This is a genomic window from Clostridia bacterium (assembly GCA_017394805.1).
In the GTDB taxonomy this organism is placed as follows: Bacteria; Bacillota; Clostridia; order Christensenellales; family CAG-1252; genus RUG14300.
This window is the reverse complement of the sequence record JAFPXC010000029.1, coordinates 1-19487: the sequence shown is the minus strand read 5'-3', so window position 1 is coordinate 19487 and position 19487 is coordinate 1. Positions and strand designations below refer to the sequence as shown.

Annotated in this window: 16 protein-coding genes; 7 read left to right on the top strand and 9 right to left on the bottom strand. The window is 58.9% G+C overall.

Annotated features, from left to right (window positions below):
• The first annotated feature begins 437 nt into the window (after positions 1–437).
• Positions 438–1127, top strand: coding sequence for a signal peptidase I (lepB, locus tag II896_07380; protein MBQ4444457.1), 690 nt, complete (start codon positions 438–440; stop codon positions 1125–1127).
• Between the two features lie 176 nt (positions 1128–1303).
• Here lepB and II896_07375 read toward each other — a convergent pair whose 3' ends face one another.
• From II896_07375 to II896_07365, 3 genes are all read right to left on the bottom strand, one after another.
• The gene (locus II896_07375; protein MBQ4444456.1) at positions 1304–2641 is read right to left on the bottom strand and encodes a germination protein YpeB; all 1338 of its coding nucleotides are present in this window, start codon (positions 2639–2641) and stop codon (positions 1304–1306) included.
• Positions 2642–2650: 9 nt separating this feature from the next.
• The gene (gene sleB, locus II896_07370) at positions 2651–3328 is read right to left on the bottom strand and encodes a spore cortex-lytic enzyme (GenBank protein ID MBQ4444455.1); all 678 of its coding nucleotides are present in this window, start codon (positions 3326–3328) and stop codon (positions 2651–2653) included.
• Between the two features lie 64 nt (positions 3329–3392).
• On the bottom strand, positions 3393–3938 hold the full coding sequence (locus tag II896_07365) for a stage II sporulation protein R (protein MBQ4444454.1): 546 nt from the start codon (positions 3936–3938) through the stop codon (positions 3393–3395).
• Between the two features lie 95 nt (positions 3939–4033).
• Between II896_07365 and II896_07360 the strand changes: the two genes are divergently transcribed.
• From II896_07360 to II896_07345, 4 genes are read left to right on the top strand one after another with little or no spacing between them, the layout of a single operon-like run.
• A complete protein-coding gene (locus II896_07360) occupies positions 4034–4873 on the top strand; it encodes a hypothetical protein (protein MBQ4444453.1) in 840 nt (279 codons plus the stop codon).
• Between the two features lie 4 nt (positions 4874–4877).
• Entirely contained in the window at positions 4878–5783 is a 906-nt protein-coding gene (locus II896_07355) for a hypothetical protein (GenBank protein MBQ4444452.1), read from the top strand.
• Between the two features lie 4 nt (positions 5784–5787).
• Complete coding sequence (locus tag II896_07350) at positions 5788–7965, top strand: bifunctional (p)ppGpp synthetase/guanosine-3',5'-bis(diphosphate) 3'-pyrophosphohydrolase (GenBank protein ID MBQ4444451.1); 2178 nt, start codon at positions 5788–5790, stop codon at positions 7963–7965.
• Positions 7966–7980: 15 nt separating this feature from the next.
• Entirely contained in the window at positions 7981–10062 is a 2082-nt protein-coding gene (locus tag II896_07345; GenBank protein MBQ4444450.1) for a glutamine synthetase III, read from the top strand.
• A gap of 81 nt (positions 10063–10143) precedes the next feature.
• Here the strand turns inward: II896_07345 and ade are convergent, their stop codons facing one another.
• From ade to iorA, 6 genes are all read right to left on the bottom strand, one after another.
• On the bottom strand, positions 10144–11934 hold the full coding sequence (gene ade / locus II896_07340; GenBank protein ID MBQ4444449.1) for an adenine deaminase: 1791 nt from the start codon (positions 11932–11934) through the stop codon (positions 10144–10146).
• 117 nt (positions 11935–12051) lie between these two features.
• Entirely contained in the window at positions 12052–14091 is a 2040-nt protein-coding gene (gene cadA / locus II896_07335) for a cadmium-translocating P-type ATPase (protein ID MBQ4444448.1), read from the bottom strand.
• Complete coding sequence (locus II896_07330) at positions 14088–14294, bottom strand: heavy-metal-associated domain-containing protein (protein MBQ4444447.1); 207 nt, start codon at positions 14292–14294, stop codon at positions 14088–14090. Before II896_07330 ends, cadA begins: the two co-directional genes overlap by 4 nt.
• A gap of 281 nt (positions 14295–14575) precedes the next feature.
• Positions 14576–15958 (bottom strand): asparagine--tRNA ligase, encoded by a 1383-nt coding sequence (gene asnS / locus II896_07325; GenBank protein ID MBQ4444446.1) that lies wholly within the window; start codon positions 15956–15958, stop codon positions 14576–14578.
• 5 nt (positions 15959–15963) lie between these two features.
• A complete protein-coding gene (locus II896_07320) occupies positions 15964–16554 on the bottom strand; it encodes an indolepyruvate oxidoreductase subunit beta (GenBank protein ID MBQ4444445.1) in 591 nt (196 codons plus the stop codon).
• Positions 16527–18227 (bottom strand): indolepyruvate ferredoxin oxidoreductase subunit alpha, encoded by a 1701-nt coding sequence (gene iorA / locus II896_07315; GenBank protein MBQ4444444.1) that lies wholly within the window; start codon positions 18225–18227, stop codon positions 16527–16529. Before iorA ends, II896_07320 begins: the two co-directional genes overlap by 28 nt.
• A gap of 220 nt (positions 18228–18447) precedes the next feature.
• On the opposite strand from iorA, the gene II896_07310 reads away from it, so the two are divergent.
• Both II896_07310 and II896_07305 read left to right on the top strand, forming a co-directional pair.
• Positions 18448–18801 (top strand): hypothetical protein, encoded by a 354-nt coding sequence (locus tag II896_07310; protein MBQ4444443.1) that lies wholly within the window; start codon positions 18448–18450, stop codon positions 18799–18801.
• 2 nt (positions 18802–18803) lie between these two features.
• Positions 18804–19292: a hypothetical protein gene (locus II896_07305; protein ID MBQ4444442.1), complete on the top strand. Its 489-nt coding sequence runs from the start codon at positions 18804–18806 to the stop codon at positions 19290–19292.
• Positions 19293–19487 lie beyond the last annotated feature (195 nt).

Sequence of the window (19487 nt, the reverse complement as noted above, 5' to 3'; positions counted from 1 at the left end):
ATCTACTCCTTCTTATGCGCCAAGGGCGCCCTGGGCGCCTCGGCAGACAAGCTTTTCACGATTTTATCACCGACTTCACACGCAATACACACAATAGTATATATATTATACGCGCAAAGAGAATAGTTCGCCTTATTATGCCATTTTTTTCATTAAGTTGCAAGGTGTATTATGGCTAAGATTTTATTAAGTTTTGCCCCAAATCGCCTATTTTGCGCCGTTTTGCGGTACAATGGGCGCAAAAGGACACAAGATATAGAGTTCGGGGGGCGCGAAGATGCGCCTTCGGCAAGGCAAACCGCCGACGGATGCCCGTCAGGCGCGGACGAGGGGGCGAAACCTCGCTCGAAACGCCCCGTTTACACCTGCGAAACCTATGCGCTCACCGCTCGAAACACGGAGAACCGGCGAGGCGCAAACGCGTCAAAAAAGAGATTATGAAAAAACGTTCGTTACAAATTATCGCCATCGTCGCCTTGTGCGTCGTCACCGTCGCCGTCGTCTTCCTCGGCGTCACGACGGTGCGTTTTATGTGGTTCCGCCCCCTCGTGGTCAGCGGCGGCAGTATGAGCCCCACGCTCAAAGACGGACAACTCATCTACGTCAATACCACCCAAAAACCCCAAGTGGGCGACGTGGCGTGTTTCTTCCTCGTCACCGATCAACTGCGCGAAGACGAGAAACTGCCCTCGGCGGAATACTACGGCGGCAACGGATTTGCGCGCAGTATGCCGATATGGGGATTGAAAATACCCGAAAAATACAGCGGCGGCTACTCCATATTGGTGAAGCGCGTCGTGGCCTTGGGCGGCGACACGGTGGAACTGCGCGCCGAACAGGCGGAGGGCGCCAACCTCGTGCGGCTATACCGCAACGGCACGGCGGTCGAGGAAGATCTGCTGATGCTCAACAAAAACGAATTGGACGACGCCACGACGGCCTACGCACAGGCCTACGCCGAGGCGCATGGTAGCGAAAAGGTATATACCGTATACCCCGTATCCGCTACCAAAGTGGCCGAGGGGCGCGTGTACGTGCTGGGCGACAACCGAGGCAGCAGCACGGACAGCCGCTTCTTCGGCGCGATAGACGCGGGGCTATTCGTGGGCGTGGTGCGCGGGCAATAATCGGAGCAAAAGCACCGTCGCACGCTATCGAACGGCGACTTGCCGCATTCGCCTCGGCGTACCGGACGCCTTTTTGCCGCGATACGACGCCGCGTCTATCCCCTCTTACGGATATAAAACCGCACCTTGCGTAACACGCAAAGTGCGGTTTTTCTTTTTTGAAAGGATTTTGCCGCTTATAGTAGCAGTTGACCTTCGGTGCTGTCGATGACGCGGAGGATCTTGTATTCGCGGCCCGTTTGGGCGTCCACGTAGATGAAATAGCGATTGTCCGAGGTGGTGCCCGACAGTTCGTAGGTGAGGCGCTCGTCGCCGCCTTCGGTCGGAATTAGGGCCATACGTACCCCATCAATTCGTACGTTTTGGCTGACCGCGGCCTCGGCCTCGGCGGCCGTCACGGCGGGCGCGGCGATGGTGCGGGCGCGATGGTTCATCAGGTAGTTGCGCGCCTCTACGCCCACCAAGGTCTTGGTCTCGGCGTTGATTTTGAGCACGACGAGGTCGCTATAACACACCACGTCGCCCTCGGTGTAGGCGTAATTGATATAGTAGACGCTGTTGTAGTTGGACGCCCAAACCGCGTGCATTCCCTCGAGGCCGATGCGTTCGAGATACCCCAAGCCGTAGGCGCTGCATTCCTCGGCGGTGTAGACGGTGTCCTGCGGCTCGGCGTCCGCGGACAGGTTGAGCAAGTGCCCGCCCGTCTTGGTGACGTCGAGGTAGTAACGTCCGTACGCCGTCTCGGCCTCGAAGCGGTAGGCCTCTATCTTGCCGCTCAGGTCGCCCGCGTAGGAAAGGGTATATTCGGTGGGAAGGTACAGGGCCACTTTGGCCTCGGCGTCCTCGCGTGTGATCGCCTCGCCCGTCAAGCCCAGCGGCTCGGCACGGTCCAGCGCGTCCGAGAAGGGACCGTCGTAGATAAGGGCGGGGTACGCCACCGTTTCGGCCTCGAACGAGGCCACCGTGCGGGCGAAAACGTTGTTCTCCTCGGCGCCCACGAAGTCGAAGTTGCCTTGGTCTACCTGCGTTTTGACCTCGTCCAAGCCCGCTTCCATCTGCATAATGACGGTATAGAGCGCCGCCAAGTTCTCCTTTTCCTTTTGTCCGAGCGTGCCGCCCTCGGCCAGAGCGTACTGCAACCGCAGGCAATAGTCGCCCACTTGGTTGATATACTTGGTCGTCTTGCGCGCGTCGTCGTCCACCGAGGTCAACGCCGCCAAGGCCGCGCCTGCCGCCGCCGCTTCCCCGTTGATTTGCCCCAAGAGTTGCATTTGCATGGTCGGCGAGGCCGCCACGGTCAACTTGTTGAGATAGGCCGAGAGGTTGCCCACGTTGTAGCACAGTTGATAGTAGTTTTGTTTGTATCCGTTTTCGAGCCGCGTCGTGAGCCGAGCGGTCTCGGCCTGCGCACGTCTACTCGTCACGCCCCAAGCGACGCCCAAGGCGATAGCGGTCACCGCCAATACGATTGCCAAGCCGATCATCCATTTCGGCGTTCTTTTCGCCACGTCCATACCCACCTCCTATACGCAAAAACTGTGACGGCCGATGGTGAGATGCACCTCGCGCGACCATATCCACTTGCTGGTCGCCGTGGCGGGGTTGTAGTAGTACAAGCACCCGTTGGTGGGATCCCACCCGCTCATCGCGTCGCGCACGGCCTTGAACGCGCTATCGTTAGGCGTAAGGTTGATTTGGCCGTCGGCCACGCACGTAAAGGCGCCGCTTTGGTAGATGACGCCCGAAATGGTGTTGGGGAAACTGCTGCTACGGACGCGGTTGAGAATGACCGCCGCCACCGCCACTTGTCCCACGTAAGGCTCGCCCCGCGCCTCGGCGTACACGCACCGCGCCAACAGATATTCGTCCGAATTGCTGTAACCCGTCGTACCCGAGGACGACAAGGTGACGCCCATCTTGGCCGCCGTGGCGGGACCGACCACGCCGTCCTGCGTGAGGCCGTTTTTGCGCTGAAAATACTTGACGGCCGCCACGGTCTTGGCGCCGTACACGCCGTCTACCGTGCCCGTGTAATAGCCCCAATTTTTGAGTTTGGTCTGCACCGTGCGCACCAACGAGCCGGTGGAACCCTGTTTGAGAGCGGCGGCGTCCGCCGTCTCGGGGGCGGGCACGAACGCCACCAAGGCCACGGCGCACACCCACAACATACACATAACGATCAATGCGTTTCTTCTTCTCATATCTTCCCTTCCTTTATGTATTCGCAGTTTTTCGCCCCGAAGCCGCCCATAAGGGCGACAACCCCTATTTGCAATTTTTGCGAAACCACTCGGCGATGGCCGAACGATACACCACTTCGTCCCCCTCGACGTCTTCGCCCGCCACAAAACACAGCGGGGGAAACGCCACGCACCACCAATTATCGCCCGCACCCGTGCCCAATTCGACGATAAGCGCGTCGTAATAGCCCTTTTCGAGCGTGAGATCCCCGTAGGTTTTGGTGGGAAACTCCTCGTACGAAAAATAGGCGCTGGATGTGTACACGTAACCGTTTTGCCGTAGTACGTCATCGGCAATTCGCGTCACTTCGTCCAATTTATCGGACAATAACCTCTGCATTTCGCGTTTGGTCTTCACCCCCTCTGCAAGGGGCGTGAGATAGGCGACCACGGCGTCGCGCACCTCGAGTTTGACCGCCTGTTCCTCTCGGCTGTTGCCGTTGGCGCGTATATGCAGGCGCAAATATTCGTCGTTCGGGTTGCCGCAACCCACCGCCAATACGGCGATGACCGCGAGCGCGAGGGCCGCCACGAGGGCCGAAATTATGTACTTGATTGCTTTTTTGCTCATATCTGCCTCCCTTTTTTCGCTTCTTTTGCAAAAAAATCATTGACAAAACCCCTCGGGGCTATACATCGGGGCGAAAATTATGCTATACTGTATCTATGAAAAAACTTAATGTACTTGCATACGGAAAAATCAATATCACTTTGTCCATCGGCGAGAGGGACGAGGAACGCGGTCTGCACGAGATAGATTCCCTGATGCAGACCATCGATCTGCACGACACCGTGTACCTCGCGGCGCGGCGCGACAAGGACTGCACCACCAACCTCAAGTGGGAAGAGGGCGTGGAAGACAACGCCTTGCGGGCCGCCAAAGCGTTCGTGGCCGCCTTCGACACCAACGGCGTGGATATCGTGGTCCAAAAAGAGATCCCCGTCGGCAAGGGGCTGGGCGGCTCTGCCGCGGACGCCGCGGCCGTGCTTTTGGGTATGTCCGTGCTGTACGGCGTGGACACGGCGGCGCTAATGCCGTTGGCCGCCGAACTCGGCTCGGACGTGACCTTCCTCTTGTATCGCGGGCTCGCGCGTGTGGGCGGATTCGGCGAGAAAATCCAACTGCTACCTACCCTTCCCTTGATGTACGCCTTGCTGGTGATCCCCGAGGAGAGCGTCTCCACCGTCGAGGCCTACGAGGGATACGACGGCATGGGCAAGAAGCCCAATCCCGTCAACACGGACGAGATACTGTCTTTGCTGCGCGCCGAACGCAACACCAAGATATATCAATGCAACAACTTCTACGGCGTGTGCTCTACGCGTTGCCCCGCCATCGGCGCGGCGACCAAGGCCTTGCAAGACCTACGGTCTTTGCATATCGCCATGACGGGCGCGGGCTCGTGCGTGTACGCCCTCTACAATCGGCTGGACTACGCCGAAGCCAAACGCGACGCCCTACTCGAAGCGGGGTACGACGTGCGCTTATGCCGCTTCGTCGATTAGCGCCATGAAACGCCTCGTCTGTCTGTTGCTCGTAGCGTGCCTGGCACTCGGCGCGGTCGCCTGCGTCAATATGCAAAAAGAGGTGGCCAAGTTGGACCAAGCCGCCGTCCGCGAGAAGACGGCCACCGTCCGCTATATCGCGCACAGAGGCTATTGCTTGGTCGAAGAGAACGGGCAAACCGTGACGGTAGGCGAAAACACCGAAGCCGCTTTCCGGAATGCCGCCAAGCAAGACACCTTTTGGGGGATTGAGACCGACGTGTGGGAGACGAAAGACGGCGTATTGGTGTGTATGCACGACAAAAACGCGGTGAAAGGCATCGCCGACGTGCACGAAGCCGACAGTACGGACGTGCTGTCGCGCCCGCTCCGAAAGGCGCAAGACCAACGCGCCCCCACCTTCGACGCGTACCTTGCGGCGTGCAAAGAGGGCGGCAAGGCGGCCGTGGTGGAGATAAAAGACGCGGCTATGAGCGAGGCCGGTATGCAGAAGTTGCTGTCCGCCATCGAACGCAGCGGGGTGCGTAGCACCATCGTTTCGTTCAACCTGGACAAATTGGAGTACGTGCGCACGCAAAACGCGGATATCGAGTGTATGCTCATCATCGCCGACGGCTGGCGCAAAATCTATCGGCGCATCTACGGCCAATCCATCGGGGAAGACGACCTGATGGACGCGTTAATCCGTGCACGTATAGGGATAACTGCGGACCACAAGTACTTGTATCGGCAGGAAACCAAGGGCAAAAATCGCGTAAAATCCTTCCACGACGCGGGGCTTGCCGTGGGCGTGTGGACGGTGGACGACGCCTATTGCGCCATCTACGACGCGACGGCGTTGGACGTGGACTTCATCACCAGCAATCGCAATATGGCCACCCTCGTGGCCGACGCCTTGCAATCATCTTAGGGCTATGACGAAAAAGAGTTTGACCGAACAAGAATTTTTGGACAAAGTGGACGCCGTATATACGGCGGAAGAAGCCTCGCTCATTCGCAAGGCCTATTTCTTTGCCAAGGAAAAGCACACGGGACAAAAGCGCAAATCGGGCGAGGACTATATCATTCACCCCATGGCGGTGGCCGAAATCGTCATTCAAATGGGTATGGACGTGGCCACGGTGGAAGCGGCCCTATTGCACGACGTCTTGGAAGACACGCCCTGCACGCACGACGAAATGAAAGCCGAGTTCGGCGAGGAAGTTGTGTTTTTGGTGGAAGGAGTGACCAAGTTGGCCAAAATCAACTTTTCGGGCAAACAGCAGGCGCAAGCCGAAAACCTGCGCAAGATGCTGTTGGCCATGTGCCACGACCTGCGCGTCGTCATTCTCAAATTGGCCGACCGACTGCACAATATGCGCACCCTCGCCAACGTGGAGCCCGAGAAGCAGATCGAAACCGCGCAGGAGACCTTGGACGTGTACGCGCCCCTCGCCGCGAGATTGGGCATCATGCAGATCAAGAGCGAACTCGAAGACCTGTGTATGCGCTACCTCTATCCCGTCGAATACAATCGTCTGCGCGAAGTGATCGCGTCCAAAAAGAACGAGCGCGACGCCTTCGTGACCAGAATGATCGCGCAGTTGGACGCGGCGCTCAAAGAGACCGATCTGAAATACGAAATCAACGGCCGCAGCAAGCACTTCTACAGCATTTATCGCAAAATGCAACGGTTGCAATGCGGCATCGACGAGATATACGACTTGGTGGCCCTGCGGGTGATCGTGGACGGCGAGCCGAGCCGTTGCTACGACGTGTTGGGCATCGTGCACAACCTGTGGAAGCCCCTTTTGGGCCGCTTCAAGGACTATATTTCCACCCCCAAACCCAACAACTACCAAAGTCTGCACACCACCGTGCTGGCCCCCGGCGGCGCACCCTTCGAGGTGCAGATCCGCACCAAAGAAATGCACCGCATCGCCGAATACGGCGTGGCCGCGCATTGGAAATACAAGGACGGCAAGACGGACAACACCCTCGATAAAAAAATCGAGTGGATACGCAAGGTGATGGAGGCCGAAGCGGACGTCAAGGACAGCCGCGAGTTGATGGATACCATGAAGTCGGACATCTTCTCGGACGAAGTGTTCGTCTTCACGCCCAAGGGCGACGTCATCGTGCTGCCCGCGGGCAGTACCATCGTGGACTTCGCCTACGCCATTCACTCCAAAGTGGGCGAGCGTTGCTCGGGCGGCAAGGTCAACTCGCGTATGGTGCCTCTGTCTACGCAGTTGCAGACAGGCGACATCGTAGAGGTCATCACCAACGGCAAAGGCCCCTCCAGGGATTGGCTGAAATTTGTCAAGAGCAGTTCTACCCGCAGTCGTATCCGCGGCTATTTCAAGCGCAATATGCGCGAGGAAAATATCGCCATCGGCAAGCAGATGCTCGAGTTGGAGTGCCGCCATCGCGGCTACAATCCCAAAGACCTCTTGGTGCCCGAATGGATGCAGAATATCAGTCGGCGTTTCGCCTTGCAGGACGTGGACGACGTGTACGCCGCCATCGGCTACGGCGAATTGACCAACGGCCAAGTGGTGCAAAAACTCATCGCGATGTACCGCGAGGAGCAAGAGAAAGAAAAGGAGTTGCCGCAAGAAGCCGCCGAGGTCAATCCGCGCTTCACGCAAGCCAAGCCCTCGGACGGAGCCATTCTCATCAACGGCCAGTCGGGTATGCTGGTGCGCTTGGGACGGTGCTGTTCGCCCGTGCCGGGCGACCGTATCGTGGGCTATACGTCCCGCGGCAGGGGCATCAGCGTGCACCGCGTGGATTGCATCAACGTCCGCAGCGTAGAGAAAGAACGCCTTTTGCCCGCCGAATGGGCGGGCGTAGCGGCGGGCAAATTCCAAGTGTCGCTGTGCATCATCGCCGTGGATAGGCCGCAACTCGTGGGGGACGTATGTGGGGTAATCAATACCATGAGCAGCGCCGTCACCCTCACGTCGCTGGGCGCGGGCATCGACAAGCGCAAGGGAAACGCCGTCATCAATTTGACGGTGCAGGTGGACAGCACGGACACTTTGGCGGCCCTCAAAAACAAGTTTTTGCAGGTGCGCGGTGTCATTGGCGTAGATCGCAAGGTAAACTGAGAGAAGGAGAGCGTGATGATAACGACCAAACTATTCGGTAGCAAAGTATTCAACGACGAAGCAATGCGGGCGCGGTTGGACGAAACCGTCTACCGCCGTATGCACGAGTGCAAGGCGATGCACAAGCCCTTGCCCTTGGAAGTGGCCAACGCCGTGGCCGAGGCCATGAAGAATTGGGCCGTCGAACAAGGCGCCACCCACTACACCCATTGGTTCCAACCCATGACGGGCATCACCGCCGAGAAGCACGAAGCCTTCCTCGACCTCGACCCCGACGCGGAAAGCGGCGCCATCTTCGCCTTTTCGGGCAAGGCGCTCATCAAGGGCGAGTCGGACGCGTCCTCTTTCCCTTCGGGCGGCCTGCGCGCCACCTTCGAAGCACGCGGATATACGGCGTGGGATCCCACGTCCTACGCGTTCATCAAGGACAACACCTTGTGCATTCCCACCGCGTTCTGCAGTTTCAACGGGCAGGCGTTGGACAAGAAAACCCCCCTCCTGCGCAGTATGCAGGCGCTCAACAAACAAGGCGTGCGGCTTTTGCACCTCTTGGGCAACACGGCGGTCAAGCAGGTCTATTCGACCGTGGGCGCCGAGCAGGAATATTTTTTGATTGACGAAAAAATGTATCGCGCCCGTCCCGACCTCGTGTACACGGGGCGCACGCTTTTGGGCTCCCGCGCACCCAAGGGGCAGGACTTGGACGACCACTACTACGGCGCCATCAAGCCCCGCGTGGCCGCTTTTATGGCCGAGCTCGACAAGGAATTGTGGGCGTTGGGCGTGCGCGCCAAGACCGAACACAACGAGGTGGCCCCCGCGCAACACGAGTTGGCGCCCATCTTCGACACCGCCAACATCGCCACCGACCACAACCAGCTGACGATGGAGATGATGCGCAAGGTGGCGGGACGCCACGGGTTGGCGTGTCTGTTGCACGAAAAACCCTTCGAGGGCGTCAACGGCAGCGGCAAGCACAACAATTGGTCCTTGATGACGGACACGGGCTGCAATCTCTTCGACCCCGGCAACTGCCCCGAGGACAATTTGCAATTTTTGCTCGCCGTCACCGCCGTCGTCAAAGCCGTGGACAGCAATCAGGACCTACTGCGCATAGCGGCGGCCTCGGCGGGCAACGACCACCGTTTGTCCGCGTCCGAAGCACCCCCCACCGTGGTGAGTATGTATTTGGGCGACGAGTTGACGGGCGTATTGTCCGCCATTGAGGAAAACCGCTCGTACAGCAAGCGCGCGCGTTGCGACGTGGAAATCGGCGTCAAGGTGTTGCCCCGCTTCGCGATGGACACCGCCGACCGCAACCGCACCTCGCCGTTCGCCTTTACGGGCAACAAATTCGAGTTCCGTATGCCGGGCGCGGCGTGCTCCATTGCGGACGCCAATACCGTGCTCAATACCATCGTGGCCGAGGCGATGCGCGACTTCGCCGATCGGTTGGAAGGCGCCGCCGATCCCGTAGAAAAGACCAAAGAGATCATCCGCGAGACCTTGCGCACGCACGGGCGCATCATCTACAACGGCAACAATTACAGCGCCGAATGGTACGCGGAGGCCGACCGTCGCGGCTTGATGCGGTTGGAAAACACGCCCGACGCGTTGTCCCACCTGACCGACGAAAAGAACGTGGAATTGTACGTCAAACACGGCGTGTACAGCCGAGAAGAATTGGAAGCCAGCAAAGAAATCCTCTTGGACAACTACAATAAAACCTTGCACATAGAGGCGGTCACCTTGATCGACATGGTACGCCGCGACGTATTGCCCGCCGTGCTGGACTACGTGGAGCAACTGTCGCGCACCATTCTCAATCTCGACAAACTCGGCCTGTCACCCCACGACGATACGCTCAAACGCGTATATGCGCTCTATCACGCCGAAGAAGAATTGCTCAACGCGCTGTCCGAGGCGGTGAGCGAGGCCACCGCCCACCAAGGCGCTGCGGCCGCCGACGTGTACGCGCATCGCGTCATTCCCGCCATGCGCAAAGTGCGCGACGTGGCCGACGACCTCGAGCGGTTGACGCCCGCCAAATATTGGCGTTTCCCCACCTACGGCGATATTTTGTTCAGCGTGGATTGATAATCCGTACGCGAATCAGCGTATAGCAAAACGGGAAGGGCGTTGCCCTTCCCGTTTTATTTTTCGGTGCGTTTCGCGCCGTTATTCGACGATGGGATCGACGAAGGTGAAGGTGCGGCAATCCACCATGCCGCGATTGGTGAGGCGCACCTCGGGAAGGCAGGCCAAGGGAATGATGGACATCGTCATAAAGGGAGAAGGCAAGGTGCAACCCATCGTGCGCCAAGCGTCCTCGAGCGCCTTGACGGCCTCGTTGGTCTCGGCCAACGGCTTGTCGCTCATTAGCCCCGCGATGGGCAGAGCCACCGCCGCCAGCACTTTGCCGTCGGCCACGGCCACCAAGCCGCCGTTCATATCAATGAGTCGGCTTACCGCAAGCGCCATATCCTCGTCGTTGTCGCCCACCACCAAGAGATTGTGCGCGTCGTGCGCCACCGTCTGCGCCAAAGCGCCGTGGCGAATGCCGAAACCTTTGAGGAAGCCGAAGCCGCGGGTGCCCGTGCCGTGATGCCGCTCGAACACGAAGGCTTTGAGAATATCCTTGTCGGGGGCGGCCGCAATGCCGCCGTCCACCACGGGCAGAGTGTCGAAGCGCTCGATGGTGCTCGTCTTGGCGGGAATGGCCTCGATAACGCGCACCTTGGCCACGGGGCCCGCGTGCGGAATGCGGAATTCGGCGGGCGAAACGGGCGAAAGGTGTACGGAATGGGTGATATTATCGGGATAGGTATAGTCGCCGATGGGTGCGGTAAGGCGGCCGTCCTCGGCCACCAAATCGCCGTCTATCCACACTTTCGCCACTTTGCAAGTGGCGAGGTCGGACAGAAGCACCATATCCGCGCATTTGCCGGGGGCGATGGAGCCCATCTCGTGGTCGAGCTGGAAGCAGGTGGCCACATTGATGGTGGCCATTTGAATGGCCTCTACGGGCGGAATACCCTCCTCGACGGCACGGCGCACGATGTGATCCATGTGCCCTTTGCCGAGCAGGGTGTGCGGGTGGGTGTCGTCCGAAACAAGGCAGGCGAAGCGAGAATCCACCTCGTGTTGGGTGACGGCTTTGGCAACCTCTTGCAGGTCGTGCCAGGCGGAGCCTTCGCGGAACATGGCGTACATACCCAAACGCATCTTGGCCAAGGCGTCCTCCCATCGGGCCGACTCGTGGCAACAGCGCACGCCGGCGGCGACGTAGGCGTTCAAAGCGGCGCCCGTGTCGGGTATGGAGAAGTGCCCCGTGACGATCTTGTCCGCCTTCAATGTCTCGCCGACGATGGCATGCGTGCGAGGATCTCCGTAGATAACGCCGGGGAAGTTCATCATTTCGCCCAACCCCGAGCATTCGTCCCACGTCATACTTTCGCGGACGTCTTCGGGGCCGACGGACGCGCCCGTATCCTCGAAGCCGGGCACGGCGGGCACGCACGACGGCGTGGACAAAATAGACTTGAGCGGCGTGCGCGCGGCGTCGAAAAGCATACAACGTACCCCCTCAAACCCCGCCACGTTGCATATTTCGTGCGGGTCCATAAAGACGGCGGAAGTGCCGTGCGGCACGACGGCTTTGGCGTATTCGCCCGCCGTCAGCATGGACGACTCGATATGGATATGACCGTCCATAAAAGCGGGCGAAAGCCAACGCCCCTCGGCGTCGACGACCACGGTGCCTTCGCCTATACAATGACGGCAATCTCCCACCATGGCGATCCGCCCCTCGGCGACGGCTACGTCCACGTGCGGCAGCAACTCCTTGGTGCACACGTTGACCAACACGGCGTCCGTGACGACCGTATCGGCAGGGCGGCGGCCCATTGCCACGTCCGTCAAGACGCGGCTGACTTCCCACAGCGGTTTTTTGCAAAAATGATTGATCATAAAATACGCACTCCTTTCGCTCGAACGTTCGGCTTTGACGAGGGCGGCGCGTAGCGCGCCCTCTATACGAATTTTATACCACGCGCCGCGCGGATTGACAAGCGAAACGGCGGACGTTTAGTCCAATTTGGTGCGCCTTAGGCGCAACGCGTTGAGGACCACCGTGATATTGCTGAACGCCATACACAACCCCGCAACCAAGGGGGGCAATATGCCCGCGAACGCCAACGGTATGGCCACCAAGTTGTAACTGAACGCCCAGATGAAGTTCTCGATGACGTTGCGATAGACTTTTTGGCTGAGCCGAAGTCCGTGGTAGACCTGCATAAGGCCTTTGCCCACCACCGTGACGTCGGCCAAAGTTTTGGCTACGTCCGCGCCGCCGCCCATCGCAATGGCGAAGTCGGCCTGGGACAAAGCGGGGCTGTCGTTGATGCCATCGCCAACGAAAGCGACCTTTTTGCCCTCGCTTTGCAACGAGGCCAGGACGGCGCACTTATCCTCGGGCTTGACCTCGGAGAAGACTTTATCCTCGTCGACGCCCACCTCGCGGGCCACCCGCTCGGCAACCGAGCGGCTGTCGCCCGTCAGCATATACACGGCCACGCCGCTATTCCGCAACTTGGCGACGGTGGCGGCGGCGTCATCTTTGACCGAATCCGCCAAAACGTACCGCGCAACGACCTGCCCCTCGCGGTGCAGCAACACTGTGTCGCCCGACTTGTCTACGAACCATTCGCCGCAGCGCACGCCGCGACCCACTTCCTCGGTTGGCAGCCAATCGGCCAATACGTGGGCGCCTTTTTGCGCCAAATAGGCGGTGATGGCCTTGGCGATGGGGTGTTGCGAAACGCTCTCCAACGTATAGACCACGTCGTCCGCGTCCGCGGTAGACTCCGCCGATACGACGGCAAATTCGCCCGTGGACAAAGTGCCCGTTTTGTCGAAGCAAACGCAATCCACGTGATGAAACTTCTCGAAAATCTCGCTGTTTTGGTAGAGAATGCCCATGCGCGAGGCACGCGTGGTGCCCACCACGATGGACAAGGGGGCGGCCAACCCCAAAGAACAGGGACACGAGATGACCAATACGGCCACCGCGCGGTTGATAGCCGCGTCAAGCGCTAACTTCAACCCCCAAAATCCCACGACGAAGCACAAAGCGGAGAGCACCAATACCGTGGGTACGAAGACGGTGGCCACGCGGTCGGCGACGCGCTGAACGTGCGGTTTCTCTTGCTGAATCTGATCGACTCTGGCAATGATGCCCGCGAGATAGGTCTCCTTGTCCGCTTTGGTGACTTCAACGGTCAAATTGCCGGCCGTGAGTACGGTGCCCGCGTAGACCTCGTCGCCCGCCTCTTTGGCGACGGGCATAGACTCGCCCGTGAGCATGGATTCGTCCACGTCGGCGACGCCCGACAGCACGCGGCCGTCCAAGGGCACGTTGGCGCCCGATGCGACGACGACCACCTCGCCGACCGCCACCTCGGCGGTATCCACCTCGTGCGTTTGCCCGTCCGACAGCACCAACGCGACGTTGGGGCGCAAGGCCATCAGTTCGCGCAAAGCGGCGGCGCTTTTGACCTTGCTCTTGCCCTCGATATACTTGCCGACCGAGATGATGGTGAGGAGCATAGCGGCCGTGTCGAAATAGAGCATGTGGCGGTGGTAAACAAACAGCAACACCGTAGAATAGACGTAGGCGACCGTAGTGCCCAGCGCAACCAATACGTCCATACCCAAAACACCCTGCCGCAGGTCTCTCGCCGCGCCGCGATAGTAGCGCAAGCCCAGTAGCCCCATGACCACCGTGCACAAACCGAACTGCACGTAGTTGACCCAATGGGGATAGTCCACCTCGGCCATCATCAAAATCATACACACCATCAACGGCAGGGTGAAAACAGCGCCCACGACGAGGCGCACCAACTCGGAGTCCACCTTGGCGTCGCGGTGCAGAGAAAAACCGAGGGACCGCAATTCCTTGGCAATACGCGCGTGATTCCATTGCGTTTCGTCATAGGTAAAAACGCCCGCGTTCTCGGCGAGCAACACTTTGACGTCTATGCCGTCCAAGCGGGCAAACGCACGCTCCACCGACCGCGAACAGTTGGTGCAGTGCATTCCGTCGATGCCAAGTTTCTCCGTCCTCATGCTACGGTGAACCCTGCCTCGACGATGGCGGCCTTCATCTCGTCGAGCGAAACTTTCTTCGCGTCGTAGGTCACGACCACCTCTTTTTTATCCTTGTCGGCTTTGGCCTTGACGCCCAAAGCGGCGAGCGCCTTTTCGACCGAGGCTTCGCAATGCGCGCACATCATATCCGTAACGCCGATAACGGCAGTATCTTTTTTCATATTATTCTACCTCACTATTTTTCTTCTATAATTATACCAAGTCAATAGGCAATTTATCAAGCGTTTTCCCTCTCTTTTTGCGCAAAAACCGAACCGAAATTCACATTTTGGCCGTCCCCCCGTCGAAACCCCGTCCGCAAACGCACCGAAGCAGCGAAAATGGCACGGAATTGCCCATACCGTATAGGGGTATTCCGTGCCATTCGATAGTATCGCCTCAGAAAAATGCGGCCGCGTGCGTAGGCTTCGACGGCGATTTCGCGTCGGGGAAGCGCTTTGGCTTAGCGGAGGTTGCCGACCGTGCGGGGGTAGAGAAGCACGTCGCGGATGTTGGACATACCCGTAACGTACATCACCAGTCGGTCGAAGCCCAAGCCGAAACCGCCGTGGGGGCAAGAGCCGAACTTGCGCAGGTCGAGGTAGTCACGATAGGCGTCCAAATTCATATCGCGCTCGTGCATGGCGGCCAAGAGTTTGTCGAGGTCGGCCTCACGCTCGCTGCCGCCGATGATCTCGCCCACGCCGGGCACCAAGAGGTCGGTAGCGGCGACGGTCTTGCTGTCGGGATTCTGCTTCATATAGAAGGATTTGATGGCCTTGGGATAGTTGATAACGAACACGGGCTTGTTGTAGACGACCTCGGTGATATAGCGCTCGTGTTCGGTCTGCAAATCGCAACCCCAGTCGTGCGGATATTGGAATTGCACGCCCTCTTGGGCCGCTTTGTTCAACAGCTCGATGGCGTCCGTGTAGTCCAGAATGGCAAACTCGTTGTTGACGATATTGTTGAGTTTGTCCAGCAACCCTTTCTCGAAGTGTTGCTCGAAGAACGCGAGCTCGGTGGGGCACTTGGCCATCAAATCGGAAATGACGTATTTGATCATGCTTTCGGCCAACTCGATGACGTCGGGCAACTCGGCGAAAGCCACCTCGGGCTCGAGGTGCCAAAACTCGGCCAAGTGGCGCGGGGTGTTGCTCTTTTCGGCGCGGAACGAAGGGCCGAAGGTGTAGATTTTGCCCATCGCCATGGCGGCGACTTCGCCCTCCAACTGGCCGGACACGCTAAGCCCCGCCTTCTTGCCGAAGAAATCGTTGGCGTAATACTCCTCTTCCGTTTGGTAGGGGGTGGAGAAGGGATGGGTGGTGACACGGAAGACCTCGCCCGCGCCCTCGCAATCGCTACCCGTGATAAGCGGAGTGTGGATATAGCTGAAATGACGCGCCTGGAAGAAGGCGTGCAACGCGCCCGCCAGCACCGAACGCACGCGGAACACGGCGTTGAAGGTATTGGTGCGCAAGCGAAGCTGGGGAATGGTGCGCAGATACTCCAAGGTGTGGCGTTTCTTCTGCAAGGGATAGTCCAAGGGGCACTCGCCCAATACGACCACCTCGTCGGCGTTGACTTCCACGCCGCCTTGGTTGGCCACGGCGTCCACAACCTTGCCCGTCACCTTGACGGCGATGCCCAACCGCAAGAAGGGCGCGACGTCGGCGAATTGCGCTTTGTCCAACACGACCTGCAAATGCGCCAAAGTCGTGCCGTCGTTGAGGCTCAAAAACGCCATATTCTTGCTGTCGCGACCGCTGCGCACCCAGCCGCAAACGTCTACCGTTTGCCCGTTGTATCGTTTTGCCAAAATGTCTGCTATATCAATGTGTTTCATAATCCTTATTCCTGTATATATCCGAGCCTGACGGCTTCCAAATTCATATCCAACGCTTTTTTGACGGTATTGCGGACGGCCGTCTGCATCACGTCGTAATCCAAGCCCAACGCCTTGGCGAGCGCGCCTATCATGACCATATTAACGCATTTGATGCTGCCCGCCGCAAGCGCCAAATCGGTGGCGGGGATATACGTCGTCGCGATGCCCGCCGCCGCCAACTCGGCGGGAACGTCGGGATAGGCGGCCAAACCCGTGGCCACGGACATGGGGGGCAGGGGCGTGCCGTTGGTCAGCACTTTGCCCTCTTTGGTGAGGTAGTGCGCGTAGCGCAAGGCTTCCAGCGGCTCAAAGGCCAGAACGACGTCTGCGCCGCCCTCCCATATAACAGGGGTATGAATCTCCGCGCCGAAGCGCACGTGCGTGACCACGCTGCCGCCGCGCTGCGACATACCGTGCACCTCGCTCAGCTTGACTTCGTAGCCTTGGAGCGCGGCGTATTCGCCCAACACTTTGGCGGCAAGCAGGGTGCCTTGACCGCCGACGCCAACGATTAAAATATTCATATCTATTCTCCTATACAGCCGAAGGGGCATACCTCTTTGCAGAGGTTGCAGCCCAAACATTGCGTGCCGTCGATGACGGCCTTGCCCTCGCGCTTGACGATGGCGGGACAGCCCAACCCCAAGCACTTGCCGCACCCGCGGCAATCCTTGACGGACAACGGCTTGCGCCCTTGGGGACGCTCTTTCATGATGCACGCCCGTCTGGTGATGATGACGCGCTCCTTGGGGTCGGCCAACGCATCTTTGAGGACGGCCTCGAACGCGGGCATATCGTAGGGGTCGACCACGTCCACTTTGGAGACGCCGCAGGCCAAACACAGCCGTTCGAGGTCCAAAACGGGCGCGGGATTGCCCATACAGGTCTTGCCCGTGGCGGGGTGGTCCTGATGACCGGTCATGCCCGTGGTGCGGTTGTCCAGAATGATCAACGTGATGCCGCTTTGGTTGTAGACCGCGTTGATAAGCCCGGTGACGCCGCTGTGCACGAAAGTGCTATCGCCGATGACCGCCACGTTTTTGGCGTCGGGACGGGCATACTTGAAACCGTGCGCCATACCGAGGGAGGCGCCCATACACACCACGCTGTCCACGGCGGACAAAGGCGCCAACGCGCCCAACGAATAGCAACCGATATCGCTATTGACCACGCAACGCAGTTTTTTGAGGACGTAGTACACGCCGCGATGGGGGCAACCGGCGCACAAAAGGGGGGGACGTGCGGGGACTTTGGCCGCCACGGGGGCGTCCTCGCCCAACACTTTCTGCCGAATGGCAGCCACGGTGATCTCGCCCTGCAAGCCGAACAACTCTTTGCCCACGCAGGGGATGCCGTTCGCTTTGAGTTGATTCTCGATAAAGGGCTCCAACTCTTCCACGACCAGCAACTTGTCCACCTTCGCGGCGAACGCGCCGATGGCGGCGATGGGCAAAGGATAGACCATGCCGACCTTGAAGACGGACGCCGTGGGCATAGCCTCGCGGACGTGCTGATAGATAGCGCCCGCACACACGACGCCCACTTGGGTATCGCGCATCTCCACGCGGTTTTGGGGGAACGCAAGGCAATCGGCCTTGAGCCGTTCCTCACGGGCCTCGACGACCAGGTGGCGTTGTTTGGCGTGGCCGGGCACCATCACGTACTTACTCGCGTTCTTGACGTACTCGCGCAAAGGCAACTCCTCGCGCTCGCCTATCTCCACGACCGACTGCGCGTGCGCAATGCGCGTGGTGGTACGCAAAATGACGGGGGTGTCGTATTGCTCGGACAATTCGTACGCCCACTTGACGAAGGCCACGGCCTCGGCACTGTCCGAAGGCTCCACCATAGGCACGTGCGCCGAACGCGCGTAGAAGCGGCTGTCCTGCTCGTTTTGGGAGCTGTGCATACCGGGGTCGTCCGCGACTACCAATACGAGGCCGCCGCCCACGCCCGTGTAGGCCGCCGTAAAGAGAGGATCGGCCGCCACGTTGAGCCCCACGTGTTTCATGCAAACCATGGCGCGGGCACCCGCCAAAGAGGCGCCGATACCCACCTCGAGGGCTACCTTTTCGTTGGGCGCCCATTCGCTGTGTATCTCCTTGTACTTGGCCGTATTTTCGGTAATCTCGGTACTTGGCGTGCCGGGGTAGGAAGACACCACCTTGACGCCCGCTTCCCAAGCGCCCAAAGCGATGGCTTGATTGGTCAACATCAGTTGTTTCATGTTTTCTCCTGCGTTCGCGTGAATTATCAATACGGTTCAAACCGAAAATTGACCGTTATATTATATCAAATAACGCATAGCGTAGCAACTATTTGCATTCGCCTTGGGACATTTTGTCATTTTTTTACTTGCGCCGCCACCGCCGCTCTTTTCGTCAAGGCGTTGACAAAGCGGCAAAATAGACCTATAATAGACGTATCAAAAAACGTGGGAGGCACTTATGCGTAAGTGGTGGCATTTTTTGTGGATATTGTGGTTCGTGCTGGGCGTAGTCAACCTGCTGTTCGTCAACGTGTATATCAATCACTTCGGCGAGGGCGGCACGTTGGGGCTGTATCAGCAACTCGGCTATTTCGGGCTGACGGCGGTTTTGTTCCTTTTGTGCGGGTTGTGGTGGATATTCACCGGCAATTCCGTGGGTAAGAAAGGCCTGACCGTGTTCGGTCTCATCGTGACCATACTGTTCGGCTTCGCCATTGCGGGTATGTTGGTGTACGCCTTGGCGTTCAAGGGCGAATACCTGGGCGTGGGCGTCAATAAACTCGCCGAATGGTTCTCTTTCCTCAAATTCTAACCGTGAAACCCGCCTATTACAAAGAAGTACGCGCGTTTCTCCGCTCGACCGAGGCTACGGCCTCGGCGTTTTCTTCTATCGGCTGGGACGAAGAGAAAGACCACGGCAACCGCGCCTTTCTGTGCTTGGTCAACTACGGCATCCTGGAAGAGATGGAGCTGGATATCATCCTGCACGAAGACGAGACCTTCTTCGTGGAGATGTATGTTCCGCCCGTCTGCGCCCGTTTCCGCGAGGAAGCCGTCGCAATGGCGAACGAACTGCAAACGGATTTCCCGCCCGTGGTCGCCACCTTGGACGAGGACGACTCGATTTTGTTGGGCGTTGTCGGCAAAGGCGACCCCCTACCGACCATCCGCGACCTGTGGCGGGTGTTCGCCGAGGACACGGTGTACCAAGCCGTCTTGCTCTTCGCGGGCATGACCGCCCCCACCGAAGAGGACGTGTTGCCCTACGATATGCCCGCCGACCCCTTCGACGATGGAGAATAAACGACCACATTTGTCACGAATTCCCCCTATACGTATAAGGCATATAAAAAACAGGGCGGTATAATTCCGTCATGAGAAGTGTACGCGCGTGAGCTCGTCGGCGTGAGGCGTGAGCGTTAAACCTCGGGCGGATAATACGCGTTGATTTCGTAGGATTGGATGCGGAAGCCGTCTTCGGACTCGTAATATTCTTTC

Bases quoted from the DNA above. Each gene is read 5' to 3' on its own strand.
- lepB (MBQ4444457.1), top strand. From the start codon at position 438: ATGAAAAAACGTTCGTTACAAATTATCGCCATCGTCGCCTTGTGCGTC.
- II896_07375 (MBQ4444456.1), bottom strand. From the start codon at position 2,641: ATGGACGTGGCGAAAAGAACGCCGAAATGGATGATCGGCTTGGCAATC.
- sleB (MBQ4444455.1), bottom strand. From the start codon at position 3,328: ATGAGAAGAAGAAACGCATTGATCGTTATGTGTATGTTGTGGGTGTGC.
- II896_07365 (MBQ4444454.1), bottom strand. From the start codon at position 3,938: ATGAGCAAAAAAGCAATCAAGTACATAATTTCGGCCCTCGTGGCGGCC.
- II896_07360 (MBQ4444453.1), top strand. From the start codon at position 4,034: ATGAAAAAACTTAATGTACTTGCATACGGAAAAATCAATATCACTTTG.
- II896_07355 (MBQ4444452.1), top strand. From the start codon at position 4,878: ATGAAACGCCTCGTCTGTCTGTTGCTCGTAGCGTGCCTGGCACTCGGC.
- II896_07350 (MBQ4444451.1), top strand. From the start codon at position 5,788: ATGACGAAAAAGAGTTTGACCGAACAAGAATTTTTGGACAAAGTGGAC.
- II896_07345 (MBQ4444450.1), top strand. From the start codon at position 7,981: ATGATAACGACCAAACTATTCGGTAGCAAAGTATTCAACGACGAAGCA.
- ade (MBQ4444449.1), bottom strand. From the start codon at position 11,934: ATGATCAATCATTTTTGCAAAAAACCGCTGTGGGAAGTCAGCCGCGTC.
- cadA (MBQ4444448.1), bottom strand. From the start codon at position 14,091: ATGAGGACGGAGAAACTTGGCATCGACGGAATGCACTGCACCAACTGT.
- II896_07330 (MBQ4444447.1), bottom strand. From the start codon at position 14,294: ATGAAAAAAGATACTGCCGTTATCGGCGTTACGGATATGATGTGCGCG.
- asnS (MBQ4444446.1), bottom strand. From the start codon at position 15,958: ATGAAACACATTGATATAGCAGACATTTTGGCAAAACGATACAACGGG.
- II896_07320 (MBQ4444445.1), bottom strand. From the start codon at position 16,554: ATGCCCCTTCGGCTGTATAGGAGAATAGATATGAATATTTTAATCGTT.
- iorA (MBQ4444444.1), bottom strand. From the start codon at position 18,227: ATGAAACAACTGATGTTGACCAATCAAGCCATCGCTTTGGGCGCTTGG.
- II896_07310 (MBQ4444443.1), top strand. From the start codon at position 18,448: ATGCGTAAGTGGTGGCATTTTTTGTGGATATTGTGGTTCGTGCTGGGC.